The organism is Chryseobacterium sp. MP_3.2 (genome assembly GCF_035984805.1).
In the GTDB taxonomy this organism is placed as follows: domain Bacteria; phylum Bacteroidota; class Bacteroidia; order Flavobacteriales; family Weeksellaceae; genus Kaistella.
Genome location: NZ_JAXCHW010000007.1, coordinates 56,786 through 82,772, shown reverse-complemented (window position 1 = coordinate 82,772; position 25,987 = coordinate 56,786). Strand labels below are relative to the sequence as shown.

The following is a 25,987-nucleotide window of genomic DNA, read 5'->3' as shown; positions in this document are numbered from 1 at the left end:
AGTAATGAAAAAATATATCACAACCTTAGCTGCCTGCGTTTTCTCTTTAGGGATCTATGCGCAACAAAATCCGACCACGACACCTGCTGAAGCTAAGATCTCCAACTTGGAGAAACATAATGAACAACTTAATATCTACTTTAATTTTCAATCAAGTTTTGATGCAGTATCTACAACAGGTGAAGACACAGAACTAGCATTTAAAGCAAGACAGTTGCGTCTTGAAATTAAGGGTGATCTTACCGATAAAATATTCTATCGTTTCCGTCATCGGTTGAACAAAGCAACCAATGCACAGTCTTTAGATAATCTGGCAAAAGCTACAGATATTATGTATGTAGGGTACAAAGCCACAGATAAATTTACCATCGTAGCTGGTAAACAATGTCAAGCCTGGGGTGGTTTTGAATTTGATATTAATCCAATGAACATTTATGAATATTCAGATTTCATAGAAAATATGGACAACTTCATGTTAGGAGCCAACTTTATTTATCAGGCTACCAAAGATCAGGAATTACAATTACAGATTACTGACAGTCGAAACTCAAAATTAGAAGATATTTATGGTGATTTATCTTCACAGGGAATCGAGGCTTCCAGCAGTCCATTGACGTATATTTTTAACTGGAATGGTAGTTTCCTGAGCAACAGGTTCCAAACTAGATGGGCTTATGGCGTGCAAACGCAAGCAAAAAATAAATATTCTAAAATGATCACACTGGGAAATAAAGTCAACCTCAATCAGTTTCAACTGGCTTTCGATTACATGAGAGCAGATGAAGATATTGACCGATTAGGTTATGCCACTTCAGATGGCGCAGATTACTTGGCTTTGCATGGACAGAAAATTTTTGAAGATGTGACTTCTAATACTTTCATCTTAAAAGCGGATTATCAACCAGTACCAAAGTGGAATATTTTTGCAAAAGGATTGTACGAAACAACTTCTGTGAAAAATGTACCGAATTATAATGACAATTTTAGAAAGGCTTATGGTTATTTTGGAGGCGTAGAATATATGCCGTTCAAAGATCAGGATCTAAAAATTTTCTTAGCCTATATCGGAAGAAAGTATGAGTTTTCAAATTCCGTTCCTTCTCTAAAGGATTACAATACCAACCGGGTTAGTCTTGGATTAATGTACAGAATAAAAGCGTATTAACCTTAATGAACATTTAGAAAGCGGGAAAGAATGACTTTTAATTCTTTCCACTTTTTAAAAATTCTCTAAAATATATTACAATGAAAAATTATAGAATAGAATCCGATTTACTCGGAGAACTGAAAGTCCCTATCGATGCTTATTATGGGGTCCAAACACAACGTGCTGTAGATAATTTCTACATCACAGGAAATAAAATGGGCGATTACCCAGAATTTGTAAAAGCCATCGCTTTTGTAAAACTTGCAGCAACAAAAACCAACCATGAAATGGGTCTTTTAGAAGATAAGATGGCAGAAGCAATTTATCAGGCGTGTCAAGAAATTATTGACGGTAAATTCCACGATCAGTTCCCGGTTGATATGATTCAGGGAGGCGCCGGAACTTCGGTTAATATGAATGCGAATGAAGTATTAGCAAACCGGGCTTTAGAAATAATGGGGTTCGAAAAAGGCGATTACCAACATTGTTATCCCAATGACCATTTAAATCTTTCGCAATCAACGAACGATGTATATCCTACCACCGTAAGACTCACCATTATCATGATGAATCATATTTTGGTGGATCATTTAGCGGACCTTAATGATGCTTTCCGAAAAAAAGGAAAAGAATTTAGTGACGTTATTAAAATGGGTAGAACTCAATTGCAAGATGCGGTACCAATGACTTTAGGTCAAGAATTTGAAGCTTTCGCGGCTACTTTAGATGAAGAAATTATCTTGTTGAATAATATTTCCAACTTATTTTTAGAAATAAATATGGGCGGTACTGCCATTGGAACCGGAATCAATGCGCCGCAAGGTTATCCTAAGCTTTGTGCAGAAACATTGGCGAAACTTACCGGCGAGGCATTCATCTCTGCGCCGAATCTTGTAGAAGCTACACCAGATACTGGTTCTTACGTTATTTATTCTTCGGCACTTAAACGTTTGGCTGTTAAACTTTCCAAAATCTGTAATGATTTAAGATTGTTATCTTCCGGACCAAGAGCGGGCCTTAACGAGATCAATTTACCGAAAATGCAACCAGGATCTTCAATCATGCCGGGTAAAGTAAATCCTGTTATTCCAGAAGTGGTTAACCAAGTTTGTTATAGAGTAATTGGCAATGATTTAACCGTGACGTTCGCAGCAGAAGCGGGCCAATTGCAGTTAAACGTAATGGAACCGGTACTTTGTGCGTCTATTGTTGAGTCAATGAATTATTTGCAAAGAGCAATGGATACTTTGCGAAGTAAATGTATTGAAGGAATTACTGCAAATCGGGAAGTTTGCAGAAATTTAGTGATGAACAGTATTGGTATTGTAACTGCACTTAACCCGTACATTGGGTATAAAGCAAGTACAAAAATCGCTCAAGAAGCTATGGAAACAGGAAAAACCGTATATGATCTAGTTTTGGAACAAAATATTCTGACCAAAGAAAAGTTAGATGAAATCCTGGATCCGAAAAACATGTTGAGTTCACATGACCTTATCAATTAAATTTTCAGACTTAATAGTGGAGTTTTGGATATAAGTAGCACTTATTTTTAGATTTTTTAAATTTTAAGTGCTTTTTTTTTCCTATTAAAATCCTGAGCTCCATTATTTTTTAGATCTGATTTAAGAATTCTCAGTAAATTTATTTCACCCAAACTTTCTCTTTCTCAACCAGTAGAAAAATCCTCCTAAGATTCCGATTATTGCTAAGGGTAAAAGTAGATTGAACCATTGCCAATTTGTTTTTTCTTCCTCAATCCTTTGTCGATCCAGTAAACGCGCTTCAATATTTCTATTTCTGAGTTCCATTAAATTGGCATCATCAAGCAAGTAATCCAGAGCATTACGAAGAAATTGTTCGTTTCCATAAGACTGCTTCGTGAGCAAATCTTCCCCAAGTGGAAGTGGTTTTCCTTTGAAAATCTGATTTCTCCCCATGTCGCCATCTGCAACTACAATCATCTTATTATTGTCGCTTTTCCCTTTAAATCCGGGGAAAGTATTTCGTTCACTTCTCGCCGAATAGGCAGACGTAAATTGTCCCTCCAAACTCACCGCGAAAATTTTCGGTGCAGAAGGTTCACTAAATTCTCCGAGAGAATCTGCTTGTACAATCTCCGACAATGCCACGTAATTTGGAACCTGTTTTACCGTAGTTCTTTCGCTGGATTCAAATAAAATATTTGTCTTGATGTTTTTTCGTCCTAAAGTATCAATGGAAGTAGGGAATTCAAATTTAACAGGGTTGATGTTTTTTGTGATAGGATTTATACTTTCTGCAATTCCTAAAGGGAAATAAGGCCAAAGAAAACTGCTGTATTGTGGATTCCCGGAAACTTCTCCGGAAACAATTCTAATCAAAGCAGATTTTTTCATGTCCTTTACCAATCCGGGATTTATCCGTAGTCCGTAATTGAAAAAGAAATCTGTCAAATTAAGATCGTTTGGAAAAGCCATGATTTTTTTCGCTTGAAAAAGCGTGTCCATTTCGGCATTTACGGCATCAATCATCCAGAGCGTTTTTCCGCCATTCATGATGTACTGATCCAAAATAATTTTCTCTGGTTCGGTAAAGGCTTTTCTGGGTTTTGCGATGACCAAAGCATCCATGTTTTTTAGTTTGGGCACATCTGCCAAAGAAAGTTCTGTTTCATTAGCGGGAATTATAGGACCGGTGTTGAAATTTTCCAGCGCCATATCCATAAATCCTTGAAAGTGAGTGGGTCCTAATTCATCTTGATTAATGAGAATTCCGATATTTTTTTTCCGATCCTGCGTGATTAATTTAATGTTTGAAACAAAATTATACTCCAGATTTTCCATGGACTTTGTCAACTGTTCCGAGGCATCAATTCCGGTTTGGTTCACAATTAAGGGAATAGTAACTCCTTCCGAATTATATTTTAAAGCGGCAAAAGGAAATATGACGATTTTTGATATTTTTCCTTCCGTCATATCCGGCAGAATAGAGGGCTGCATTCCCATGGCTGCTAAAGAGTCGCGGGACATTTTTGTTTTCAGCGGGTCAATGAATCGGAAGTCGACTTTTGGGTTGATTTTTCTGAATTCTTCTAATATAAAGCGCGTTTCATTTTGAAGTTGTTTAAAACTCGCGGGGAAATCTCCTTCCAAATAAACATCTACCATCAAAGGTTTCTGAACAGATTCTAAGACTTTAACAGAAGCGGGAGAAAGCGTGTAGCGTTTTTCTTGCGTAAGGTCTAATCGGATAGAAAATAAGCCGAGCGCACCTAACAAGAATAGAGTCGCAACGAGGAGGTAGATGATGTTTTGTTTCTTCATTTCTAAAAACTTTGGAAATTCCAATTATTTTTTCTTTTCTACAAATATTTTTGCAAAAAAAAGACACACTGCGATGACTACCAAAAAGTAGAAAACATCTTTCGTGTCAATTAATCCGCGCGTGAAAGCGATGAAATGTTGATAAAAACCCAAATTCCCTAAGATGTAATCTGCACCGCCTAAGAGTTTATAACTTGCCAATTGCTCTAAGCCAAAATAGAGAAAGAAGCACATAAAAACACCCAGCAAATAGGCCATAATTTGATTTGGAGATAGGGACGAGGCTAAAATCCCGACCGCTGAAAAGGCAGCAATTAAAACTATTAATCCAAAATAACTTCCGAAAGTGGCGCCTAAATCAATATTTCCCGTGGGAACACCTAAAGTATAAACGGTGTACAAATAAATAAGAGAGGGAATAATACATAAAATTCCGACTACCCAAACGGCGAGAAATTTCCCCAAAATTATTTCTGAAATTTTTAATGGTTGAGAAAAGAGCCAAAACAAGGTTCCAGATTGCTCCTCTTCAGCTAAAGTTTTCATAGACACGGCCGGAATTATAAAGAGAAGTAACCACGGCGCCAAGACGAAATAGCTTTGCAAACTCGCTGTTCCAATATCAAAAATATTAGAATCGTTCTCGAAAAAAAATAGAAATAGTGATCCAATTAAACTGAAAGCACCGATGATTAACCACGCGCTCCAATTGCCGAAAAAACTCCAAAGTTCTTTTTTAAATATTGCGATCATAAACTATCTTAGGACGATTAAATTTTATTTTTTTTCCGATTGACCAGCTTTACGGTGCCCATTATGAGAACTACCAAAACGGTGAATCCTGTGATTAATTGCCACCAATATTCTAAAACCATAGACTTTAAAATAACGGTAAAAACGACCAAAAACAAGATGAATGTTGCGATTTCATTGGATTGTCTCAGCTTTAGATTAGACATTGCAATATTCTGACCCTGCAAAGTTTTAAGCAGCAAAACTTTCTTCCAACACCAAAAATGATAAATTCCTAATCCAACTAAGAACGTTAATTTGAGATGAAACCAAGGGGTTTTCATCAAGCCAAAATTGAGAATGATGAGCCAAATTCCACTGCTTAACATGATGATTCCGGCCGGAACGGTAATGATATTCCAAAGTCTTCTGGCCATAAAAACATATTGTTCCCGAAGAATTTGCTTCTTGTCTTCTTTAAATTCATCAGAATCCTTATAATACACGAAAAGTCTTACCAAATAGAAAATTCCGGCAAAATAACTGACCATGAAAATGATGTGAACGGCTTTTAGAATCGTATAAAGCATCTGAAAAATTTAAGCGCAAAGATAGAGAAAATATCGTGCTTTCTGGGAAGCGATTCCTTTAGCTGAATTCCACATAAATGTGTTCTCCAACTTGCAATCCAAATAATGTTTTTGCTCCGTTTTGACTATTTCCCTTGTAAATCGTTAATTCCAAAAGACCTTCGCTGTTAAAGATAGCGGCAGATTTACCGTGGTATTCATGTTCTTTGGACCAATCATGAATAAACTCTGTGTAGCGGTTGTAGATTTTGGAAAGGGCTAAATTTCTAAATTTCACCAAGAAACTTTCAAAATCAGCACTGTTTTTCTCGAAGAAATTTTTACTAATATTAGAAACTACATTACCAAAGTTATCAATGTACATAATCTCACCCATAATCATTTTCTCAGATTCATTGTAAACGGGTCGCGGAAAAGAGAGTTGCTTCGGGGTTTTATATTTTCTGCCAATAACTTCTGGCAAACCACCATTATGTAGATGCACAGCAACGGGAGCAAAAATATCAGTAGAAGTGAAGGTTACTTCATCATCAAATCGGTTATTGAAAGTGATTTCGTAAACTGCTTCGGGCTTAATATCGAAAAAAATCAGGCTTAAAAGCCCATTGTCTGCGGCCAAAAAATAATGTTCATTGGCATTGTAAAGAATACAACGGCGATCCTTGGTGTAAAAGCTGTCTACGGAAATAATATGTACTGTTCCTTTTGGATAAAAAGAATAAGAATTTCTAACCACATAAGCGGTTTGGAGCAAATTATACGGCTGAATCTCATGGGAAATATCTACGATTTTCGCTTCTTCATTTAAGCTTAGGATTTTACCCTTCACAGCGGCTACCCGATGATCAACTAAGCCATAATCTGATGTAAATGTAATAACTGCCATGTAAAAATTGAAGAACTGCAAATTTAAGATAAATAAAATATTTCTCGTAGTAATGTGGAAAAGTAAAAGGGGGATAATCAAATAAAATTTGATATTTTTAGAGAATAATACGACCAAATAAATACGTTATGTTTGAACTTAATTATGACCTGAATGACACAGAAACTAAAACCTTCTATGGCGTTAATAATCAATATTTCAATTTACTCAAATCAAGTTTCCCGACTTTAAAGATTACAGGCAGAGACCATTTTGTTTTTGCCATTGGCAATCAAGAAGCTTTGGATATTTTTAAATTTAAGCTGGATGATATTGTCAGTTTTATAGCGAAAAATAATTCCCTTTCCCTTAAGGATGTCGAAAGTATTTTAAATCTTAAGGATGAGAATGAAAAACAGCTCGTCTTTGACCAAGATATTATCGTAAAAGGAGTAAACGGAAAAATTATAAAAGCAAAAACGACCAATCTGAAAAAATTGGTAAAAGCTTGTGATACGAAGGATATGGTTTTCGCAATTGGACCAGCGGGAACAGGTAAAACGTACACCAGTGTTGCTTTGGCGGTAAGAGCGCTGCGTGATCGGGAAGTGAAAAGGATCATTTTGACCAGACCTGCGGTAGAAGCTGGGGAAAGTCTCGGTTTTCTTCCGGGCGATTTAAAGGAGAAGTTGGATCCGTATATGCAGCCGTTGTATGATGCGCTTCGGGATATGATTCCCCATGAAAAGTTAGAAGGATTTGTAGAAAAAAAAATTATAGAGGTTGCTCCACTCGCCTTTATGAGGGGAAGAACTTTAGATGAAGCCTTTGTTATTTTAGATGAAGCACAAAATACGACTCATTCTCAGATGAAAATGTTTTTAACAAGAATGGGAATGAATGCAAAGTTTATTATCACAGGCGATCCAAGTCAAGTGGATTTGCCACTGAAACAAAAATCTGGTTTACAAGAAGCGATGCGGATTTTAAAAGATGTAAATGAAATAGGGTTTGTGCATTTAACAGAGGAGGATGTAGTGAGACATCCAGTGGTGCGCAAAATCATTCAATCCTACAATAAAGAAGAGGAGAGATTGCGCAGTGAATAAATTACTAACAAATCCACAATAAGTTATTGATACAAATTAAACACTAATAATCAATGAGTTACAGAATTTTAATTTTTTTTTGTTAATAAATTGTTAATTATAAAAATAATTCTACATTTGCTTTACAATTAAAAAATTAATTATTATGAAAAAAATGTTTTTAGTGGGCGCTGTTGCGCTTTTTGCAACTATGAATGCACAAACCGAGAAAGGTTCTTGGGTAGTTGGTGGATCTACAACATTAGGATTTAATAGTGTTTCTACTAAATATTCTGCAGGAAATAATTCCGAATCTGATCCAAAAATTTCTACTTTTACAATTACACCTTCTGTAGGTTATTTCGTAATAGACAAGTTAGCTGTTGGTCTTGATTTAGGTTATACTTCAATTAGTACTAAAGACGATAATGAAAATGTTTCTGTAAGTACAACTTCAGTTCTACCAACTGCTACTTATTATTTCAAATCGGCTTCAAATCTAATTCCATATCTTGGCGCTGGTATTGGATATGCCTCGCAAAAAACAGAATATGGCTCAGAAGATTTAACATTAGATGGATTTGCTTGGAAAGCAAAAGGGGGATTGGTTTATTTAATTAATCAAAATGTTGGAGTTGATTTAGGATTAGGATACAATCAATTTGTAAATACGCAAGATGAAACAGAGTTCTCAACTGAATATAAAACAACAACTAGCACATTAGGTGTGAATGTTGGATTCACTTTATTCTTAAAATAAAAATAATTATATACAATTAGTCCTGCGATTGCGGGACTTTTTCATGCATATTACTCAATTATTTAGAAGGTAGACAATGCCATCAAAATCACCGCTCAAAAAATCAAAAAAATTTGATAGTTTTAAAATGTAAATATGTTTTATTACTTAAATACACTTTCGTAAGGATTGGTTTACAGTTCTATTTAGAGAAATTAAGGGAAAAGATAAATCCTAAGGAATGCCTTAGGATTTTTTGTGTAAAAATTTATTTTTTAAGTTACTTTCCAAATAAATTTCCGCCCGGCATTCCAGCTCCTTTTGGCATTCCTTTACTCATCATTTCCATCATTTGCTTTCCTTGCGGTCCCTGCATCATCTTCATCATTTTGCCCATCTGGTCAAATTGTTTCATCAAAGCGTTTAAATCTTCGATTTTTCTTCCTGCCCCTTTTGCAATTCTCGCTTTCCTTTGAGTATTTATAATTGAAGGTCGTCTTCTTTCTTCTGGCGTCATAGAATGAATCATTGCTTCGATGTGTTTAAAGGCGTCGTCTTGTATATCCACATCTTTCATGGCTTTTCCCACCCCTGGAATCATGCCCATCAAATCTTTCATATTACCCATCTTTTTGATCTGATTGATTTGCTTTAAGAAATCATCAAAACCAAATTCGTTCTTCGCAATTTTTTTATGAAGTTTTTTCGCTTCCTCTTCGTCGAATTGTTCCTGCGCTCTTTCTACCAAAGAAACTACATCACCCATTCCCAGGATTCTGTCTGCCATTCTTTCTGGATAGAAAACATCCAGAGCTTCCATTTTTTCTCCTGTAGAAATAAATTTAATCGGTTTCTCTACCACAGATCGAATGGTTAATGCAGCTCCACCACGCGTATCTCCATCTAATTTGGTTAGAACCACACCATCGAAATTCAAAGCTTCATTAAAGGCTTTTGCAGTATTCACCGCATCTTGACCCGTCATGGAATCTACCACGAACAAAGTTTCTTCTGGCTTTATGAAGTAATGAATCGATTTAATCTCGTTCATCATGGCTTCATCAATTGCCAATCGACCCGCGGTATCTACGATGACCACATCGTGTCCATTTTCTTTTGCAAATTTTACGGCATTTTCCGCGATGGAGGAAGGATTTACCGCACCTTCTTCCGTATAAACAGGAATTCCCGTTTGGCTACCCAAAACTTTTAACTGTTCTACTGCAGCAGGTCTGTAAACGTCACAAGCCACCAAAAGCGGTTTTTTGCTTCGTTTTTGTTTTAAATAATGCGCCAGTTTTCCAGAGAATGTTGTTTTACCTGAACCTTGAAGTCCTGCAATTAAAATGACGCTGGGTTTTCCGGAAAGGTTAATTCCTTCATGCGTGCCACCCATCAAATCCACCAATTCGTCATGAACGATTTTGGTCATGAGTTGTCCTGGACTTAAGCTGGTTAAAACATCTTGACCCAATGCTTTATCCTGAACGCGTTTGGTTAAATCTTTTGCCACTTTATAATTAACATCGGCATCAACCAAGGCACGACGGATTTCTTTTACCGTTTCTGCTACGTTAATTTCTGTGATTTTCCCACGGCCTTTGATATTATGAAGGGCTTTATCTAACTTATCCTGTAAACTATTGAACATTTTTTATTATTTAAGAGTTGCAAAAATAAGGAAATATTTGCGGATTTGAAATTAATTGGATAAGTCTAAAAAATATTCCTTTACAGAGGAGTGGGAGTTTTCATTAATTTGAATAGTTTGGTGTATATTTACACCACTTAAAATATTTTACCATGGCAAGACAAAGTATTACGCTAGCAAAACAAAATGATGAATGGTTAAAAAAACAAATTGTTGCGGAAGAATTTAATAGTAAAAGTGAAGCTGTAAACTATTTAATCAAGAAAGAAAGAGAGAGGGAAGCCTATGATGCATATGTTTCAATGAAATTAGACCGAGGTGAAAAAAGTGGTATTTCAAAAAAACAAAGCAGAGAAGAAATTTTGGCAGAATTTAAAAATAGATTATCTAATGTTTAATTACTTCTTGAGTGTAGAAGCGAAAGAAGATTTATGGATAATTTATGAGTACGGATCAATTACATTTGGCGCTGCACAGGCAGATAAATATTTCAATATGCTAAACGATTGTTTTGATAAAATTGCGACAAATCCTCTAATGTTCCCGATCGCAAGACAGAATTCTTTCTATAGATTTTGTGTTTGTGGTGTCGATACTATTTATTATAAACTTGCGAATGAGGAAATAGAGATTGTTACCATTATTGGACGGCAAAATTACTAAACTTTTCTTTTCCACATTTCAAAACCTCTTTACCTTTCGACAAGCCGAAAACGTTGACAAAATTTCCCTATTTTTGCAAAAATTAAAAATGCCTTTTAAAAATTCTCACAATCAGGATTTTAACGAAGAAGATCAAAAGAATTATCAGAATAGCGGGCTTCGCCAATATGGGATTTATTCTGCGATTGTTTTCCAGATGCTTGCAACCATGGGACTTTCTTTTTGGGGTGGAAACTGGTTGAACAAACATTTGGACATGCCCAATAATCTTTTGACGGTGGGAATTGGTTTCCTGGGTATGGGACTGGCTTTTTATAATCTACTGCGACAATTAAAAAATATTCAAGACAATGAAACTAAAAAATAATACACTTTATATTCTTCTTTTTTTCTCCATGTTTATTGTGCATTTCGCGATCTGGCAATTTCTGCAAATCGGATTTGAAACTACCTTTATCAAGTATTATCTTTTTCTGACCTTGCTCTTTGTGATGGTCATGACGATTCTGGCAATTATTAAAAAGATATATCCAGAATATATAGGCTTCACATTTATGGGTTTAATCATGTTTAAACTGATGATGATGTTTTTGGTGATGAACAAATTGAATTTAAACGAAGTTCCTTATTATAAAATTCATTTTATCATTCCGTATTTAATATCATTAGTTTTAGCAACACTTTATGCAGTTAAGCTTTTGCAGACTGAAGAGAGTGCAACCGAGCCAAAAGATGAATAAAATCAGTAAAAAAGGATTTTTATATTATGATTATTTGTCCTATTTTTGCAAAACTTTAAAATAAGATATGGCAATGCTGAAAAGAGTACTTCTTCTAATAGGTTTTTTATCGACATTTTCTTCAACGTTCGCTCAACAGGAAACGAAAGTTATTTCTGCTACAGAAGCAGTTGTAGCAAAGGATGTTTCTGAGGATGTTGCAGCGCCACTTTCCGAGGCCGAAAAAATTAAATCTGAAAATAAAAACTACATTGATCATCACTTATTAGATGGACACAGTTTTGACATTATGGTGTCTAAAAATGCAGATGGTACTGAGAATCACATTGGTTTTCCCTTGCCAGTAATTTTTTATGACAATGCGAATGGATTTCATTCCATGATGAGTACAGCTTTTCACCATGGAGAAGAAGTAGTAGAAAGTAAAGGCGGACATTATGTTTTGTCTCATGAAAAAATTTATAAAACAGACGCCAGTGGAGCATTAATATTGGATGAAGCGGGACACGCAACGAATGATAAAGTTTTAGATTTATCCATCACTAAAAGTGTTCTGATGATTTTAGTAACGAGTTTGCTACTTATCTTTATCTTCGGTGGAATTGCAAGAAATTACAAAAATTCTTTAGTTCCCTCTGGAGCAGCGAAAATATTAGAGCCGGTAATTCTTTTTATTAGAGATGATATTGCGAAGCCAAACATTGGTACAAACTATAAGAAATACATGAGTTATTTATTAACCATCTTTTTCTTCATCTTGTTTTTAAATATTTTTGGGTTAATGCCTTTTGGGATTAATGTAACTGGAAATATCGCCATCACATTTGCTTTAGCGTTATTGACATTCTTAATCACGCAGTTTACTGCGAATAAAAACTATTGGCAACACATTTTCTGGATGCCGGGATTGCCTTGGCCCATGAAAATTGTAATGATGCCGATTGAAATTATTGGATTATTCATCAAGCCGTTCTCCCTTCTTATTCGTCTTTTCGCGAATATGTCTGCAGGTCACATTATCGTGATGAGTTTGATCGCTTTGATTTATTATTTCCAAAATGTAATTGCCGGAATCGCTTTCCCTTTCTTGACTTTCGTTATTTATTTGTTGGAAGTTTTGGTAGCGTTTTTACAGGCGTATATCTTCACCATGCTTTCTGCGGTATATTTCGGTATGGCAAATGAAGAGCACGGCCATGAGGGAGAAGAAGGAATGGCTCATTAGAAATAAATGATGACTGATTAATGATGATTGACTTTGAATATTTAAAAAAAATCATTTATAAATCATCAACCGTCAATTATATTAAAACGAAACTAATTTTTTAAAATTTATATTATGCAAGAAATGCCAAAAATCATCGGTGCAGGTTTAGTAGTAATCGGAACAGGTATCGGTATCGGAAAAATCGGTGCTGCTGCTTTGGAAGGAATGGCTAGACAACCAGAACAAGCTGGTAAACTTCAAACAGCGATGTTGATCGCTGCAGCTCTTGTAGAGGGAGTTGCTTTTGCTGCTTTATTCGCAGTAAACTAAGAAGTTTCTACACAATCATCACTTGCCGGGAACGGTTGGTTACGGCAAGTATTTTTTTAAAAAATTAAAATTTAATTACACTAATATATTATAACTCGTATGGGATTATTAGAAAATTTTTCATCAGGTTTATTTATCATTCAAACGATAATTTTCATCATCTTACTTTTGGTTTTAAGAAAGTTTGCTTGGAAACCAATTATGGATGCTGTTAATGAAAGAGAAGTTACGATTGTAGATTCTTTGAATCAGGCTAAATTAGCGAAGCAAGAAGTAATGAACTTGAAGGCAGAAAATGAAGTAATCATTCGTGAAGCCAAAGTAGAGCGTGATAACATTTTGAAAGAAGCCAGAGAGATCAAAGACAGAATCGTAGGTGAAGCGAAGGATATTGCTAAATCTGAAGGAGATAAAATGATTGAACAAGCCAGACAATCTATTCAAGCAGAAAAATCTGCGGCCATGTCTGAAATCAAAAATCAAATTGGAACTTTATCGGTAACGATTGCAGAATCAATTTTGAAACAAAAATTAGATAATGACGGAGCTCAAAATGCTTTGGTAGAAAATATTCTTAACAAATCTAATTTGAACTAAAATGCTTACAAGTAAAGTAGCAAAGCGTTATGCGCAAGGTTTATTAGAATTCACGCAAGAGACTGGGAATACAAATTCTGTGTTTACAGAAATGGGAGATTTGGTAAAAACAATCAGTAAATCGAGAGAGTTGCAGAACTTTTTCGCTTCGCCAATTATCGATACCAAGAAAAAAATTAGTGTAGCTTCTGAAATCTTTCAGAACTTTTCTCCTGTTGCTAAGAACATCATTCTTTTGGTCATCAAACACGGAAGAGAAAGCCAGTTGCAGAATATTGCACAAGAGTATATCAATAAGGTAGAAGACATGAATGGCGTTCAAAGAATTACTTTGACTTCCGCTTCTCAGCTTTCCGAAGAAAACATCAATAATATTTTGAAATCTACCAATTTGGTAAATCATACCAACAAATTTGATGTAAAACCAATTATCAATGCAGATATTTTGGGTGGCTATATTTTGAGAGTTGGAGATCAGCAAATTGACGCGTCTGTACGTGCAAAACTGAATCAACTTAAAAAGGAATTTCAATTAACTTAAGACAAAAAAACCATAAAATGGCAGAAATAAATCCGGCAGAAGTATCTGCAATTCTTAAACAACAGTTAGCCAACTTTGACACACAATCTAATGTGGAAGAAGTAGGAACGGTATTAACTATTGGTGATGGTATCGCTTTAGTGTACGGTTTAGAAAATGTTCAGTACGGTGAATTGGTAAAATTCGAAAGCGGTATTGAAGGTATCGTTTTGAACCTTGCAGAAGACAATGTAGGTGTTGCCCTTCTTGGGGAATCTAAATTGGTAAGAGAAGGTGATACTGTAAACAGGACCAAAAGAATTTCTTCTATTAAAGTAGGAGAAGGAATGTTGGGTAGAGTAGTAGATACTCTTGGTAACCCAATTGATGGTAAAGGTCCTATCACTGGAGAAACTTACGAACTGCCTTTGGAAAGAAAAGCGCCGGGAGTAATTTTCCGTCAGCCGGTAACAGAACCTCTTCAAACAGGTATTGTTGCAATCGATTCTATGATTCCGGTTGGTAGAGGACAAAGAGAATTAATTATTGGTGACCGTCAGACAGGTAAAACTGTTGTAGCGATTGATACCATTATTAACCAAAGAGAATTTTATGATGCAGGGGAACCTGTATTCTGTATCTATGTAGCGATTGGCCAAAAAGGTTCTACTGTTGCACAGATTGTAAAAACATTAGAAGATAAAGGAGCTTTAGCATATACCGTAATCGTAGCTGCAAATGCATCTGATCCAACTCCAATGCAGGTTTACGCACCAATGGCAGGAGCAGCGATCGGAGAATTTTTCCGCGACACTGGTCGTCCAGCATTAATTATTTATGATGATTTATCCAAGCAAGCTGTTGCTTACCGTGAACTTTCTCTACTATTGAGAAGACCACCGGGACGTGAAGCTTATCCTGGAGATGTGTTCTACCTTCACTCCAGATTATTAGAGAGAGCCGCAAAAGTAATCGCAGATGATACTATTGCAGCACAGATGAATGATTTACCAGACTCATTGAGACCATTAGTAAAAGGAGGCGGTTCTTTAACTGCACTTCCAATTATTGAAACTCAGGCAGGTGACGTTTCTGCTTATATTCCTACCAACGTAATTTCAATTACAGATGGTCAGATTTTCTTGGAAACAGATTTATTTAACTCTGGTGTTCGTCCGGCAATTAACGTAGGTATTTCGGTATCACGTGTTGGAGGTAATGCTCAGATCAAATCCATGAAAAAAGTTTCTGGAACTTTAAAGTTAGATCAGGCTCAGTATAAAGAATTAGAAGCGTTTGCGAAATTCGGATCAGACTTAGATGCTTCTACGCAAGCTGTTATTTCTAAAGGAGAGCGTAACGTAGAAATCTTGAAACAACCAGTAAATTCGCCACTTCCGGTAGATTCTCAGGTGGCAATGATTTATGCAGGAACAGAAAATCTTTTAAGAAATGTTCCTATTAAAGATGTAAAAGAATTCCAAAAAGAATATGTTGCATTTTTAAGATCAAAACATCCTGAAACAATGGCTGCTATTAAATCCGGAAAAATTGATGATTCAATTACAGGGGTTCTTAAGCAGGCAGCAGCAGAATTAGCTTCAAAATACAACTAAAAATAATTACTGTTCACTGTTCAGAATTTAATTTTGAATAGTGAATTTTAAACTTTGAATTCAAAGAATGGCAAATTTAAAGGAAATACGGGCAAGAATTACTTCGATCTCTTCCACCATGCAAATTACGAGTGCTATGAAAATGGTTTCCGCTGCGAAACTTAAAAAAGCAACCGATGCTATTGTCATGTTGAGACCTTACTCAGAAAAATTGCAAGAAATCATTGAAAATGTTAGTTCCACAACTGATATGGAGGGGATTTCTACTTTCACTGTTGAAAGAGAAGTGAAGAAAATTCTTTACATCGTAGTCACTTCTAATAAAGGTCTTGCAGGTGCATTTAACTCCTCTGTAATTAAGGAATTAAATAGTGCAATTAGCAATACGAATCATGAAGTTGAAATTCTTGCTGTAGGTAAAAAAGTGTATGATTCTGTGAGAAGAACGAGAACGGTCTATGAAAACCAGAGTGCCATTTTTGATGGTATGGGATTCAATATCGTGTCTAACTTTATGGAGCGAGTGATGCAATCTTATAAGGAAGGAGCATTTGATCAAGTACATGTGATTTATAACAAATTTTTAAATGCTGCAACGCAGGAGGTTCATTCCGAACAAGTTTTGCCTATTGCTATGGGAGAAAATAAGGGGGAAGTAAATACAGATTACCTTTTCGAACCTAACGCGGCAGAAATTTTAAATGTATTGATTCCAAAGTCCATTAAAACTCAAGTTTACAAAGCGATTTTAGATTCAGTAGCCTCTGAACATGGAGCTAGAATGACGGCAATGCACAAAGCAACTGATAATGCAGAAGCTTTACGAAATGATTTGAAAATTTTCTACAACAAAGCGCGACAAGCTGCAATTACTAATGAAATTTTAGAAATTGTAGGTGGTGCGGAAGCATTGAAGAATTCTTAAAAAATTATCTATATCAAATATTTAAGACTGTGATTTTTCACAGTCTTTTTTACTTTTTGGACAGTTTTTTTACGTGATTTTACCTATTGAGAAAGGGTTAATAAACGAGTTATGCACAACAGTGTTTCGCTAGTTTTGTTACAACTAACAACTCTAAAAACCCTATTATGAAAAATCTCAACATTCTTGTAATTTGTTTCACTGCAATGTGCAGTTTTACTCAAGGTCAAACTTATCAAAACACAACTCCAACAGCTGGAGCCTCAGCAATATCCAAACTTGGAGGATGTGGAGGGAATGCACAAGCTGGTCTAGAAATGAATGAGATCACCGTACCAATTTCGGGGACCATTGCAGATCCTACCAAAGTAACAATCGATTTAGGACTTGTTGCACCTTGGTTAGGTGATGTTGCTGTAGATATTATCTCCCCAAGTGGTGAAGGAATTACCCTAATTAGAAGACTAGGAGCAAGCACATTTACTGCTTGTGGTAGTTCTAAAACTTTTGCAGCGGCTAATCTTCTAAGTTTTAATTCATCCAACGCTAATCCAATTAATGTTGCATCGGCAGCAACACCTATTCCTGCCGGAAATTATGCTCCTTCGTATGGCACAGCTCTTTATCCAACACATAATCCTGTTTCAATGAATACTTTTCTTACTGGAAAATCAATTGCAGGGAAATGGAGAATAATGTTATACGATTATGGTGATGGAGATCTTGCTAATGTAGCTTCGTGGCAGATTACTTTTGCACCTGGTGCTTTACTAAAATCCAATGAAGGTGGAGTATTCAGCAATGATATTTCTTTACAAGAAAATCCTGTGCAAGATTATCTTAAACTGAATGTACAGAAAGATTTTAAAAACTTAATTTTCGAAATTTACGACGCAAGTGGAAAAATGGTAAAAAAAGAAAGTATGCTAAATTCTAAAAGTGATTTCAATATAGATGCTAGAGCTTTATCTCCTGGAGTTTACCTTTTAGTTCCTATTAAAGATGGAGAACGCAAACAAACCATTAAGTTTATTAAAACATAGTTTTTTTCATTTATTTAGAGAAGCATCAAGCTAATTTGATGCTTCTTTTTTTATTGAAAAGACTATATATAGTGCTTGTCTATGACTCAATATCAAAATTTTATTATTTAATTTTAATTATCTTTACATCAAATATTTCAAAAATTAAATGGACTCAGACGTCGTCAAGCTTTTATTAGCTTTATTCTTAGTAGTACTCAATGGCTTTTTCGTAGCCGCAGAATTTTCAATCGTTAAAGTTCGTTACTCTCAAATTCAACTCAAAGCTGCCGAAGGTCATTCTATGGCAAAGCAAGCAGAATATATCATCAAACATCTTGACGAATACCTTTCTGCAACCCAATTAGGAATAACTTTAGCTTCGCTAGCTTTAGGTTTTGTAGGAGAAAGCGCTTTACATCACATTTTTGAAAACTTTTTCCTTTATTTAAATCTCGCTGTCGCACCAGCTACGGTAACCACAGTATCTTTGGTTTTTAGCTTCCTACTAATTACAGTGATGCATATAGTCTTCGGAGAATTGATTCCAAAATCCATAGCCATTAGAAGATCCGAGTCTACTACAATGTTTATTGCAATGCCGTTGCGTGTATTCTACATTGTCTTCAAGCCATTTATCTGGTCGATGAATAAATTGTCTAATGGAGTTTTGCGCTTGATGAAAATACTTCCAGCATCTGATCAGGAAATCCATTCCACAGAGGAACTTCAGCTTTTGGTAAAACAATCAGCAGATTCAGGAGAGATAGAAGAAGAGAACTATGAGATTATAAAAAATGCTTTTGATTTTACAGACCATTCTGCAAAACAAATCATGGTTCCGCGTCAAAATATTGCTTCCATTGATATTGAAGATCCCATTGAAGAAATTATTGAAAAAATAATGGACAGTGGATACTCTAGAATTCCTGTTTATGAAGGTTCTATTGACAATATAATTGGAATATTTTACGCCAAAGAAATAATTAGGGAATATATTAGAAGTCGCGGGGAAATTGATCACGAAATGCTGAAGAAGCTGATGCGTGAAGCGTTCTTTGTAGTTGGAAGTAAAAAAATATCAGATTTGCTAAAAGTTTTCCAACAAAAAAAGCAACATTTAGCCGTAGTGATTGATGAATTCGGCGGAACAGAGGGGATTGTGACTTTAGAAGATATTTTAGAAGAATTGGTAGGGGAAATTCAGGATGAGGAAGATGATGAAGATATTATTGTAGATCAATTAGGAGATAATGTTTTTTGGGTGCAAGCTACACAACCTTTGGATGAAATTAATGAACATTTGCCGAAGAAATTTCCTTTATCCGAGGACAGCGAGTACAATACTTTAGCCGGATTTATACTTCATGAATTAGAAGAAATACCGGAAGAAAATCAAGAGTTTGACCTTAATAATTACCATGTGAAAATTCTGAAGATGCAGAATAAATCCGTAGATGTGGTAGAACTGGTCTACATTGAAACCAACTTAATTGATGACTTGGCCGAGGAGATTAATGATCTTTAAACGCTACTTAACCGCAAGATAAATAAGTGATGAAAACCTTTGTACATTGGAATGATAATTCTAAAAACTATGACAAGCCGCAACGGGAATATGAAGAAGATGTAGCGGTTTTAGAAAGGGAAGATGAAGTGTACAAAATTATTCTTTGGAATGATGACGTAAATACTTTCGATGATGTAATTGAAGCTCTGGTGGAAATTTGTGAACATACCTTAGAACAGGCGGAACAATGTACGATGCTTGTTCATTTTAAGGGAAAATGCACGGTTAAAACTGGTCCCTTAGAAAATTTGAAACCGATGCATGAGAAATTGTTGGCAAGGAGCTTAACTTCAGAAATCGTTTAAACCTAAGTTTCGGATTCCGAAACTTTTATTTTATAAAATTTATATGAGTACTATATTATTGATTATTATCGCTTTAACTGCAATTATTAGTTTTATCGCATTCAGCAACACCGCGTTGTTTGAAAAGTACAAGTTTAATGTTGGAGCAATTTTGGGTAATAAAGAGTATGTAAGACTTATCTCTGCGGGTTTTTTGCATGCGGATCTAATGCATTTGCTCTTCAATATGATGACGCTTTATTTCTTTGCGCCGATAGTAGTGCAGGCGTTTGGTGATATGGGCTTTTTGGTCGTTTATTTTGGATCAATCCTTTTAGGGAATTTATTCTCGCTCTATTTATACAAGAATCAATCTTGGTATTCAGCAATTGGCGCGAGTGGTGGAGTTTCTGGGATTTTGTTTGCTTCTATCGCTATGATTCCTGATTTAGGGATTTACTTTTTCTTTATCCCAATCCCAATTCCAGGATACATCTTTGGATTTTTATATTTTGCATACTCCGTTTATATGATGCTTAATCCGCGACAAAATGATAATATTGGCCATGCTGCGCATTTAGGGGGAGCATTTTTCGGACTTATTTTCGCAGTCGGTTTGCAACCAGAAAAAGCCATTGAAAATGCTTTGTTTTTAGGGATTATGTCCCTTCCATTGATGTATATGGCATTTCAAGTTTTCGTGAATAAAAAGATTGGTTGATTTTTTTTGGAGCTAAAAAGATTTTCGCTTCTTTTAAAAACCCGTCGCGCTTTCCGCTCTATCTTTTATTCCGCTTCGCTTCATAAAAGGATGCCACTGCAATCGCGGCTATAATTTAGGGCAGTATTTCATTTCGTAGAAAACAGAAATTTAAGGCTTCATCCAAAGAAAACTTATAAATTTCAGCTGTTTTTTTGAAAATTTAATATATAATTATATCAAATTTAGATTGCTAATCGATGAGATGTACGATTGATCCCTTCATAAATAATGCGAGGTAATTTCGCAATTCAGCGTTGAAAAAATAAATTTATTATGGACTGATTGCCGGTCGCTTCGCTCACGCCAAGATTTTAAAGATTCATTTCCTTGACGCTCGCTTATGCTCGCGCCAAACATCATTTTCTTCCCCAAACAATTCTTTCATTCCCCGAAATATCCTCCAATAATTCTACTTCAGATAAAACATCAACAAATAATTCCAAAGTTTCCTTTCCCAGTTTTTGATTAATCTCGAGAAAAACCAATCCATTTTCCGACAGATGATTTTCGCAATCTTTTGCAATTTTTTCGTAAAAAATAAGCGCATTAGAAGTAGGAGAGAACAACGCCATTTTCGGTTCAAAATCTTTCACAGAATCTGCTATCTCAAATTCTTCCGCTCTCCCAATGTAAGGCGGATTTGAGATAATCACATCATAAACTTCAGTCAATATTTCAGTTAGATAATCCTGATGAATAAAATTAATTTCTACTACATAAAGTTCTGCATTTCTCTTTGCAACTTTTAATGCATCCTCGGAAAAATCAATCGCCGAAACTTGAGCTTGCGGAAATTTTTTCTTCAGAATAATCGGAATAATTCCACTACCAGTTCCTATATCCAAAATCTTAAAACCAACATCTTGAATCTTGAATCTTGAATCTTGAATCTTCTCAATCGCCAATTCCAATAACTCTTCGGTTTCCGGACGCGGAATTAAAACATGCGCATTCACAAAAAATTTTAAGCCGTAAAATTCGGTTTCACCCAAAATTTGCTGGTAAGGTTTCCCGCTTTTCAATTCAATTAAAATAATTGATAATTGTTCAAAGATCTCAGTTTCAATATTTAGATTTTTACAACTTCTTAATTCAAATGAATTCCATCCTGTTAAATGCTCAATGATAATTTCAAACAAGGTGGAAATTTCAGAATTGCTGTAATATTCGGAGAGTTCTTTTTTAAAAAAGTTTTTATAATCTTGATAGGTCATTTTAGGTAAAGCATTTCAGAATCTTAAATATAATTCCTTTTTTCGGAAAGTGAATTGAAAATTGAAAGTAAATCGCTCTTGAAAGCCTATTGATAAGTATATTCTCTTAAAATTCAGACTCAATTTAAATATTTTCCTTATTTTTGAAAAAATCGAAAAGTAAATATGAAAAGGTATTTGATGATCACATTCAGCGCGATGATTCTTGTTTCTTGTGGTGCTTCGAAAAATGTAGTGGTGAAGAGAACGGTTCCCACAAAAAGTGTTGCGAAAGCGCCTAATCTGCAAACATTGGAATCTAATTATTCTGGAAAAAACTCCAGTCTTGTTTCAGAATTATTGAGTGATGCGCAAAAGTATTTAGGCGCACCGTATAAATATGCAGGAAACACTTCCTCTGGTTTTGATTGCTCAGGATTAGTGGTCAAAGTATTTGATGAAAATAAACTGCAATTGCCAAGAAGATCTCAAGATCAGTCGAATGAAGGTGAGGAAATTAAGATTAAGGAAGCAAAACCCGGGGATTTGGTCTTTTTTGCAACAGCGGGTGGAAGTCGAGTTTCCCATGTCGGAATTGTACATGACATTGGAAATGATGGTGAAGTTAAATTCATTCACGCCTCTACATCGAAGGGCGTAATCATTTCTTCGCTCAATGAGAAATATTGGAACAATGCATACCTTTTCGCGAGAAGAGTTTTGTAAATTTACCCACATTATAAAATTAAAATATAAACTGATGACAATACAGGAATCCATTGAAAATATTTGGGACAATAGAGAATTATTACAAAACGACGACAGCAAAAAAACAATCCGAGAAGTAATCAGACAATTAGATCTGGGCGAACTTCGCGTTGCTGAACCCACAGAAAATGGTTGGAAGGTTAATGAGTGGGTTAAAAAAGCAGTAGTAATGTATTTTCCAATTCAGAAAATGGAAACAATCGAAGTGGGTCCTTTTGAATTTCATGACAAAATGCCTTTGAAAAGAGGGTATGCTGAAAAAGGAGTTCGAGTGGTGCCTCATGCAGTGGCAAGAGAAGGAGCATTTATTGCGCCTGGAGTTATTTTAATGCCCTCTTATGTGAATATCGGAGCTTACGTAGATTCTGGTACCATGGTCGATACTTGGGCAACTGTAGGTAGTTGTGCACAAATCGGAAAAAATGTGCATCTAAGCGGTGGTGTTGGAATAGGTGGAGTTTTAGAACCACTTCAAGCTGCACCAGTTATTATTGAAGATGATGTTTTCGTAGGATCTAGATGTATCGTTGTAGAAGGTGTTCATGTAGAAAAAGAGGCAGTATTGGGTGCAAATGTTGTGCTTACTGCTTCAACCAAGATTATTGACGTGACGGGTGAAACGCCAGTTGAAATTAAAGGAAGAGTCCCTTCACGATCAGTGGTCATTCCTGGTAGTTATACGAAGCAATTTCCCGCAGGAGAATTCCAGGTTCCTTGTGCTTTAATTATTGGACAAAGAAAAGAATCTACGGATAAAAAAACGTCTCTAAACGATGCTTTGCGAGAAAATAACGTGGCCGTTTAATTAAAATTTATGAGTATTCCGAAGAATATTTTTCAGACTTTCAAAACCAAAAAATTGCCACTGATTACTAAATGGCATATTTGGAGAATGAAAAAGATGAACCCTGAATATCAATATTTTCTTTACGATGATATTGATATTCAGGATTTTTTTCGGGAAGAATTTGGACCGGAATATTTGCAGGCCTACAATCAATTGACGATTGGTGCCGCAAAAGCTGATTTTTTTCGATATGCAATTCTATATAAAAAAGGTGGCGTTTATTTAGATGTAGACAGTGGAATGTCTAAACCTTTAAGAAAACTCATCTTACCCATAGATGTTGCACTGTTAAGTGTAGAAAGACATGTTCATTTCTACTGTCAGTGGGCACTTATTTTTGACAAAGGACATCCATTTCTTAAAAAAACTTTGGAGCAAGTGTTGGAAAATATTCAACAGCACAAATTCCCGCATGATGTTCACGCAACTACTGGTCCTACTGCCTTCACGAAGGCAATTAATGATTGTCTAAAGAGAAATCCTGAAATTCCCCATCGTATTTTTGATGGTATAGAATATCGAGGATTTTTAAAATTTAAATATAAATTAGGGAAGTTTTTCCTTTATTCCAAAAAATCTGAACATTGGAAGAAGAAACAGATGACGCAAGATATTATTAAACCTTTAGAAGAATGAAAATCGCTTTTGATGGTAAACGTTTTTTCAATAACAGTTCGGGATTAGGAAATTATTCTCGGGATTTAGTTAGAATTTTAGCCACCTTTTATCCTGATAATGAATATGTTCTTTTCAATAGGATGCAATCTGAAAAAGGAAAAGAAATTCTGGAATTATCCAATGTTTCTTTCCATGAAACTTCGGACGGAAATTTTTCACGACAGTTAAAAATGGGAAAAAATGCACAAAATGTAAATTGTGATATTTTCCATGGACTTTCCGGTGAATTGCCTTTAAAATGGACTGATAAACCCATTAAAAAGATAGTCACCATTCATGATTTGATCTTTCTGAGATTTCCGCAATATTATTCCTTTTTCGACCGAAAAATACATTTCTGGAAATTTAAAAAAGCCGCAGAACAAGCAGATTTAATTATTGCAATTTCGGAGCAGACGAAGCTCGATATTGTTCAGTTTTTAAAAGTTCCGGAAAGTAAAATTAGCGTGGTTTATCAAGGTTGCCATCAAGCTTTTAAGGAAAATCAAACCGGAAAATTTTTAAATTCGGTAAAAGAAAAATTCAATCTTCCGGAAAGATTTATTCTGAATGTTGGAACCATTGAGGAAAGAAAAAACTTATTGAATATCGTTAAAGCAATTAACGGAAAAGAAATTCCTTTACTTGTCATTGGCAAAAAAACAAAATATTTCAAGAAAGTTGAAAAGTTTTTGAAAAAAAATAAGTTAGAAGATCAAGTTCAATTTCTCGAAAATGTTTCCATGGAAGAATTGGCGGCAATTTACAAATTGGCAGATATTTTCGTTTATCCCAGTTTTTTTGAAGGTTTTGGAATTCCAGTTATAGAAGCGCTTTTTTCTAAAACTCTCGTCATCACAAGTAATCTCAGTTGTCTTCCCGAAGCTGGAGGTGAAAACTCAGTTTATATTGATCCCTATAATTTCGAGGATATAAAAGCCAAGATTTTATTTCTTTGGAACAATGAATCGGAACGAAAACGAAGAGCAGAAAAGGGTTTAGCACATGTTCAGAAATTTAATGATCAAATTATTGCCGAAAATTTAAACGCTGTTTATCAAGAACTTAATAAAAAAGATAAATAAAATATTGCGAATTAATAAAATTATGATCTATATTTGCACCAGTTAAAAAAACATGAAAAATACAATCGCTTTATTCCATCATCATCATCTCATCTAAAGACGAGTTGATTAAATGTGGTCCAAAGTGGCTAAAAATAATAAATAACCGTCTGAGCAAAGACGGTTTTTTTTATGTAAAAAATTAAATATTTGTTCAGACCCAATCTCAAAATTTAAAATGAACAAATTAAAAATTGCAATTCAGAAAAGCGGACGATTAAGTGAAAAGTCCCTCGAACTTTTAAAAGAATGTGGAATTAAAATTCCCGACTTTAAAAGTAAACTCAAAAATTCCGCGACCAATTTTCCTTTAGAAATTCTTTTTCTTCGTGATGATGATATTCCAAAATATGTGGAACAAGGCATTGTGGATATTGGGATTATCGGGGAAAATGAAGTTTTGGAACAGAACAAAAATGTAGATCTGGTTCGCAAATTAGGTTTCGCCAACTGCAGATTATCCTTAGCAATTCCGAAAGAACAGGAATATTCAGGTATTAGTTTTTTTGAAGGAAAAAAAATTGCGACTTCTTATCCATCAATCGTTAAAAATTACTTCGAGAGCAAAAATATCAATACCGAAATTGTGGAAATCTCGGGAAGTGTGGAGATTGCACCGAGTATTGGTTTAGCAGATACCATCGCTGATTTGGTAAGTTCCGGAAGTACGCTTTTGCACAATGGATTAAAGGAAGTTGAACAGGTTTTAACAAGTGAAGCAGTGATTATTTCCAGTAAGAATATTTCAGATGACGTTTCCATCATTTTAGAATCATTTTTGTTCCGAATTCAAGCCGTAATTAATTCCAGGGAGAATAAATACATTTTGCTGAATGCACCAAATGATTCTATTGAAAAAATTATTGACATTTTGCCCGGTATGAAATCCCCCACCGTTTTGCCACTCGCTGAAACGGGATGGAGCAGTATTCACTCTGTCGTTCGGGAAAATGAATTCTGGAAAATTATTGATGAACTAAAAAAGTATGGCGCCGAAGGAATTCTCGTGATTCCAATCGAAAAAATGGTCATGTAAAAAGGAGT

29 protein-coding genes are annotated in these 25,987 nt (G+C 35.2%); 23 read left to right on the top strand and 6 right to left on the bottom strand.

Features of this window, described 5'->3' with window-relative positions:
- Positions 1-4: 4 nt before the first annotated feature.
- The gene (locus tag RCH13_RS10190; protein ID WP_326987135.1) at positions 5-1,165 is read left to right on the top strand and encodes a porin; all 1,161 of its coding nucleotides are present in this window, start codon (positions 5-7) and stop codon (positions 1,163-1,165) included.
- Between the two features lie 80 nt (positions 1,166-1,245).
- Positions 1,246-2,652: an aspartate ammonia-lyase gene (aspA, locus tag RCH13_RS10185; RefSeq protein WP_326987134.1), complete on the top strand. Its 1,407-nt coding sequence runs from the start codon at positions 1,246-1,248 to the stop codon at positions 2,650-2,652.
- Positions 2,653-2,796: 144 nt separating this feature from the next.
- Here aspA and gldG read toward each other — a convergent pair whose 3' ends face one another.
- The 4 genes from gldG to RCH13_RS10165 are packed head-to-tail and all read right to left on the bottom strand — an operon-like array spanning position 2,797 to position 6,660.
- A complete protein-coding gene (gene gldG / locus RCH13_RS10180; protein WP_326987133.1) occupies positions 2,797-4,452 on the bottom strand; it encodes a gliding motility-associated ABC transporter substrate-binding protein GldG in 1,656 nt (551 codons plus the stop codon).
- A gap of 24 nt (positions 4,453-4,476) precedes the next feature.
- Positions 4,477-5,205 (bottom strand): ABC transporter permease subunit, encoded by a 729-nt coding sequence (locus RCH13_RS10175; protein WP_326987132.1) that lies wholly within the window; start codon positions 5,203-5,205, stop codon positions 4,477-4,479.
- Positions 5,206-5,222: 17 nt separating this feature from the next.
- The gene (locus RCH13_RS10170) at positions 5,223-5,774 is read right to left on the bottom strand and encodes a CopD family protein (protein WP_326987131.1); all 552 of its coding nucleotides are present in this window, start codon (positions 5,772-5,774) and stop codon (positions 5,223-5,225) included.
- A 58-nt stretch (positions 5,775-5,832) separates the two neighbouring features.
- On the bottom strand, positions 5,833-6,660 hold the full coding sequence (locus tag RCH13_RS10165) for an SAM hydrolase/SAM-dependent halogenase family protein (protein ID WP_326987130.1): 828 nt from the start codon (positions 6,658-6,660) through the stop codon (positions 5,833-5,835).
- A 128-nt stretch (positions 6,661-6,788) separates the two neighbouring features.
- Here RCH13_RS10165 and RCH13_RS10160 point away from each other — a divergent pair, with 128 nt between their 5' ends.
- On the top strand, positions 6,789-7,748 hold the full coding sequence (locus tag RCH13_RS10160; protein WP_326987129.1) for a PhoH family protein: 960 nt from the start codon (positions 6,789-6,791) through the stop codon (positions 7,746-7,748).
- A 145-nt stretch (positions 7,749-7,893) separates the two neighbouring features.
- Positions 7,894-8,487, top strand: coding sequence for an OmpW family outer membrane protein (locus RCH13_RS10155; protein ID WP_326987128.1), 594 nt, complete (start codon positions 7,894-7,896; stop codon positions 8,485-8,487).
- A gap of 259 nt (positions 8,488-8,746) precedes the next feature.
- Here the strand turns inward: RCH13_RS10155 and ffh are convergent, their stop codons facing one another.
- Positions 8,747-10,117 carry a signal recognition particle protein gene (gene ffh / locus RCH13_RS10150; protein ID WP_326987127.1) on the bottom strand — a complete coding sequence of 457 codons (1,371 nt, stop codon included), beginning with the start codon at positions 10,115-10,117 and terminating at the stop codon, positions 8,747-8,749.
- A 152-nt stretch (positions 10,118-10,269) separates the two neighbouring features.
- Between ffh and RCH13_RS10145 the strand changes: the two genes are divergently transcribed.
- The 14 genes from RCH13_RS10145 to RCH13_RS10080 all read left to right on the top strand — a co-directional run bounded on the left by RCH13_RS10145 (position 10,270) and on the right by RCH13_RS10080 (position 20,312).
- Positions 10,270-10,515 carry a ribbon-helix-helix domain-containing protein gene (locus RCH13_RS10145; protein WP_326987126.1) on the top strand — a complete coding sequence of 82 codons (246 nt, stop codon included), beginning with the start codon at positions 10,270-10,272 and terminating at the stop codon, positions 10,513-10,515.
- On the top strand, positions 10,508-10,780 hold the full coding sequence (locus RCH13_RS10140; RefSeq protein WP_326987125.1) for a type II toxin-antitoxin system RelE/ParE family toxin: 273 nt from the start codon (positions 10,508-10,510) through the stop codon (positions 10,778-10,780). The genes RCH13_RS10145 and RCH13_RS10140 overlap by 8 nt, the downstream gene beginning before the upstream one ends.
- A gap of 73 nt (positions 10,781-10,853) precedes the next feature.
- On the top strand, positions 10,854-11,147 hold the full coding sequence (locus RCH13_RS10135) for an AtpZ/AtpI family protein (RefSeq protein ID WP_326987124.1): 294 nt from the start codon (positions 10,854-10,856) through the stop codon (positions 11,145-11,147).
- Positions 11,131-11,520, top strand: coding sequence for a hypothetical protein (locus RCH13_RS10130; RefSeq protein WP_326987123.1), 390 nt, complete (start codon positions 11,131-11,133; stop codon positions 11,518-11,520). The genes RCH13_RS10135 and RCH13_RS10130 overlap by 17 nt, the downstream gene beginning before the upstream one ends.
- 73 nt (positions 11,521-11,593) lie before the next feature.
- Positions 11,594-12,745, top strand: a complete 1,152-nt coding sequence (gene atpB / locus RCH13_RS10125; protein WP_326987122.1) for a F0F1 ATP synthase subunit A — start codon at positions 11,594-11,596, stop codon at positions 12,743-12,745.
- 114 nt (positions 12,746-12,859) lie between these two features.
- Complete coding sequence (gene atpE / locus RCH13_RS10120) at positions 12,860-13,057, top strand: ATP synthase F0 subunit C (RefSeq protein WP_027377418.1); 198 nt, start codon at positions 12,860-12,862, stop codon at positions 13,055-13,057.
- A 99-nt stretch (positions 13,058-13,156) separates the two neighbouring features.
- Complete coding sequence (gene atpF / locus RCH13_RS10115) at positions 13,157-13,654, top strand: F0F1 ATP synthase subunit B (RefSeq protein WP_326987121.1); 498 nt, start codon at positions 13,157-13,159, stop codon at positions 13,652-13,654.
- A 1-nt stretch (position 13,655) separates the two neighbouring features.
- Entirely contained in the window at positions 13,656-14,195 is a 540-nt protein-coding gene (gene atpH / locus RCH13_RS10110; protein WP_326987120.1) for an ATP synthase F1 subunit delta, read from the top strand.
- A 17-nt stretch (positions 14,196-14,212) separates the two neighbouring features.
- The gene (atpA, locus tag RCH13_RS10105; RefSeq protein WP_326987119.1) at positions 14,213-15,790 is read left to right on the top strand and encodes a F0F1 ATP synthase subunit alpha; all 1,578 of its coding nucleotides are present in this window, start codon (positions 14,213-14,215) and stop codon (positions 15,788-15,790) included.
- Positions 15,791-15,857: 67 nt separating this feature from the next.
- The gene (gene atpG, locus RCH13_RS10100; RefSeq protein WP_326987118.1) at positions 15,858-16,715 is read left to right on the top strand and encodes an ATP synthase F1 subunit gamma; all 858 of its coding nucleotides are present in this window, start codon (positions 15,858-15,860) and stop codon (positions 16,713-16,715) included.
- Positions 16,716-16,882: 167 nt separating this feature from the next.
- Positions 16,883-17,758 carry a T9SS type A sorting domain-containing protein gene (locus RCH13_RS10095; RefSeq protein ID WP_326987117.1) on the top strand — a complete coding sequence of 292 codons (876 nt, stop codon included), beginning with the start codon at positions 16,883-16,885 and terminating at the stop codon, positions 17,756-17,758.
- A gap of 148 nt (positions 17,759-17,906) precedes the next feature.
- Positions 17,907-19,265 (top strand): hemolysin family protein, encoded by a 1,359-nt coding sequence (locus tag RCH13_RS10090; RefSeq protein ID WP_326987116.1) that lies wholly within the window; start codon positions 17,907-17,909, stop codon positions 19,263-19,265.
- A gap of 29 nt (positions 19,266-19,294) precedes the next feature.
- Complete coding sequence (locus RCH13_RS10085) at positions 19,295-19,612, top strand: ATP-dependent Clp protease adaptor ClpS (RefSeq protein WP_326987115.1); 318 nt, start codon at positions 19,295-19,297, stop codon at positions 19,610-19,612.
- Between the two features lie 43 nt (positions 19,613-19,655).
- A complete protein-coding gene (locus RCH13_RS10080) occupies positions 19,656-20,312 on the top strand; it encodes a rhomboid family intramembrane serine protease (RefSeq protein ID WP_326987114.1) in 657 nt (218 codons plus the stop codon).
- Between the two features lie 398 nt (positions 20,313-20,710).
- Here RCH13_RS10080 and prmC read toward each other — a convergent pair whose 3' ends face one another.
- A complete protein-coding gene (gene prmC / locus RCH13_RS10075) occupies positions 20,711-21,568 on the bottom strand; it encodes a peptide chain release factor N(5)-glutamine methyltransferase (protein ID WP_326987113.1) in 858 nt (285 codons plus the stop codon).
- Between the two features lie 165 nt (positions 21,569-21,733).
- Here prmC and RCH13_RS10070 point away from each other — a divergent pair, with 165 nt between their 5' ends.
- From RCH13_RS10070 to hisG, 5 genes are all read left to right on the top strand, one after another.
- Positions 21,734-22,273: a C40 family peptidase gene (locus RCH13_RS10070; protein ID WP_326987112.1), complete on the top strand. Its 540-nt coding sequence runs from the start codon at positions 21,734-21,736 to the stop codon at positions 22,271-22,273.
- A gap of 34 nt (positions 22,274-22,307) precedes the next feature.
- Positions 22,308-23,120 (top strand): 2,3,4,5-tetrahydropyridine-2,6-dicarboxylate N-succinyltransferase, encoded by an 813-nt coding sequence (locus RCH13_RS10065; RefSeq protein ID WP_326987111.1) that lies wholly within the window; start codon positions 22,308-22,310, stop codon positions 23,118-23,120.
- 9 nt (positions 23,121-23,129) lie between these two features.
- On the top strand, positions 23,130-23,798 hold the full coding sequence (locus RCH13_RS10060; protein WP_326987110.1) for a glycosyltransferase family 32 protein: 669 nt from the start codon (positions 23,130-23,132) through the stop codon (positions 23,796-23,798).
- Positions 23,795-24,904, top strand: coding sequence for a glycosyltransferase family 4 protein (locus tag RCH13_RS10055; RefSeq protein WP_326987109.1), 1,110 nt, complete (start codon positions 23,795-23,797; stop codon positions 24,902-24,904). The genes RCH13_RS10060 and RCH13_RS10055 overlap by 4 nt, the downstream gene beginning before the upstream one ends.
- 217 nt (positions 24,905-25,121) lie before the next feature.
- Positions 25,122-25,979: an ATP phosphoribosyltransferase gene (gene hisG / locus RCH13_RS10050; RefSeq protein WP_326987108.1), complete on the top strand. Its 858-nt coding sequence runs from the start codon at positions 25,122-25,124 to the stop codon at positions 25,977-25,979.
- Positions 25,980-25,987 lie beyond the last annotated feature (8 nt).

What these genes read in the sequence shown, in the direction of transcription:
- atpF (WP_326987121.1), top strand. Translation starts at nt 13,157, where the DNA reads ATGGGATTATTAGAAAATTTTTCATCAGGTTTATTTATCATTCAAACG.
- RCH13_RS10155 (WP_326987128.1), top strand. Translation starts at nt 7,894, where the DNA reads ATGAAAAAAATGTTTTTAGTGGGCGCTGTTGCGCTTTTTGCAACTATG.
- RCH13_RS10060 (WP_326987110.1), top strand. Translation starts at nt 23,130, where the DNA reads ATGAGTATTCCGAAGAATATTTTTCAGACTTTCAAAACCAAAAAATTG.
- RCH13_RS10140 (WP_326987125.1), top strand. Translation starts at nt 10,508, where the DNA reads ATGTTTAATTACTTCTTGAGTGTAGAAGCGAAAGAAGATTTATGGATA.
- RCH13_RS10065 (WP_326987111.1), top strand. Translation starts at nt 22,308, where the DNA reads ATGACAATACAGGAATCCATTGAAAATATTTGGGACAATAGAGAATTA.
- hisG (WP_326987108.1), top strand. Translation starts at nt 25,122, where the DNA reads ATGAACAAATTAAAAATTGCAATTCAGAAAAGCGGACGATTAAGTGAA.
- RCH13_RS10095 (WP_326987117.1), top strand. Translation starts at nt 16,883, where the DNA reads ATGAAAAATCTCAACATTCTTGTAATTTGTTTCACTGCAATGTGCAGT.
- ffh (WP_326987127.1), bottom strand. Translation starts at nt 10,117, where the DNA reads ATGTTCAATAGTTTACAGGATAAGTTAGATAAAGCCCTTCATAATATC.
- atpH (WP_326987120.1), top strand. Translation starts at nt 13,656, where the DNA reads ATGCTTACAAGTAAAGTAGCAAAGCGTTATGCGCAAGGTTTATTAGAA.
- RCH13_RS10070 (WP_326987112.1), top strand. Translation starts at nt 21,734, where the DNA reads ATGAAAAGGTATTTGATGATCACATTCAGCGCGATGATTCTTGTTTCT.
- RCH13_RS10160 (WP_326987129.1), top strand. Translation starts at nt 6,789, where the DNA reads ATGTTTGAACTTAATTATGACCTGAATGACACAGAAACTAAAACCTTC.
- RCH13_RS10165 (WP_326987130.1), bottom strand. Translation starts at nt 6,660, where the DNA reads ATGGCAGTTATTACATTTACATCAGATTATGGCTTAGTTGATCATCGG.
- atpE (WP_027377418.1), top strand. Translation starts at nt 12,860, where the DNA reads ATGCAAGAAATGCCAAAAATCATCGGTGCAGGTTTAGTAGTAATCGGA.
- RCH13_RS10145 (WP_326987126.1), top strand. Translation starts at nt 10,270, where the DNA reads ATGGCAAGACAAAGTATTACGCTAGCAAAACAAAATGATGAATGGTTA.
- RCH13_RS10090 (WP_326987116.1), top strand. Translation starts at nt 17,907, where the DNA reads ATGGACTCAGACGTCGTCAAGCTTTTATTAGCTTTATTCTTAGTAGTA.
- aspA (WP_326987134.1), top strand. Translation starts at nt 1,246, where the DNA reads ATGAAAAATTATAGAATAGAATCCGATTTACTCGGAGAACTGAAAGTC.
- prmC (WP_326987113.1), bottom strand. Translation starts at nt 21,568, where the DNA reads ATGACCTATCAAGATTATAAAAACTTTTTTAAAAAAGAACTCTCCGAA.
- gldG (WP_326987133.1), bottom strand. Translation starts at nt 4,452, where the DNA reads ATGAAGAAACAAAACATCATCTACCTCCTCGTTGCGACTCTATTCTTG.
- RCH13_RS10080 (WP_326987114.1), top strand. Translation starts at nt 19,656, where the DNA reads ATGAGTACTATATTATTGATTATTATCGCTTTAACTGCAATTATTAGT.
- atpB (WP_326987122.1), top strand. Translation starts at nt 11,594, where the DNA reads ATGCTGAAAAGAGTACTTCTTCTAATAGGTTTTTTATCGACATTTTCT.
- RCH13_RS10175 (WP_326987132.1), bottom strand. Translation starts at nt 5,205, where the DNA reads ATGATCGCAATATTTAAAAAAGAACTTTGGAGTTTTTTCGGCAATTGG.
- atpA (WP_326987119.1), top strand. Translation starts at nt 14,213, where the DNA reads ATGGCAGAAATAAATCCGGCAGAAGTATCTGCAATTCTTAAACAACAG.
- RCH13_RS10190 (WP_326987135.1), top strand. Translation starts at nt 5, where the DNA reads ATGAAAAAATATATCACAACCTTAGCTGCCTGCGTTTTCTCTTTAGGG.
- atpG (WP_326987118.1), top strand. Translation starts at nt 15,858, where the DNA reads ATGGCAAATTTAAAGGAAATACGGGCAAGAATTACTTCGATCTCTTCC.
- RCH13_RS10130 (WP_326987123.1), top strand. Translation starts at nt 11,131, where the DNA reads ATGAAACTAAAAAATAATACACTTTATATTCTTCTTTTTTTCTCCATG.
- RCH13_RS10170 (WP_326987131.1), bottom strand. Translation starts at nt 5,774, where the DNA reads ATGCTTTATACGATTCTAAAAGCCGTTCACATCATTTTCATGGTCAGT.
- RCH13_RS10055 (WP_326987109.1), top strand. Translation starts at nt 23,795, where the DNA reads ATGAAAATCGCTTTTGATGGTAAACGTTTTTTCAATAACAGTTCGGGA.
- RCH13_RS10085 (WP_326987115.1), top strand. Translation starts at nt 19,295, where the DNA reads ATGAAAACCTTTGTACATTGGAATGATAATTCTAAAAACTATGACAAG.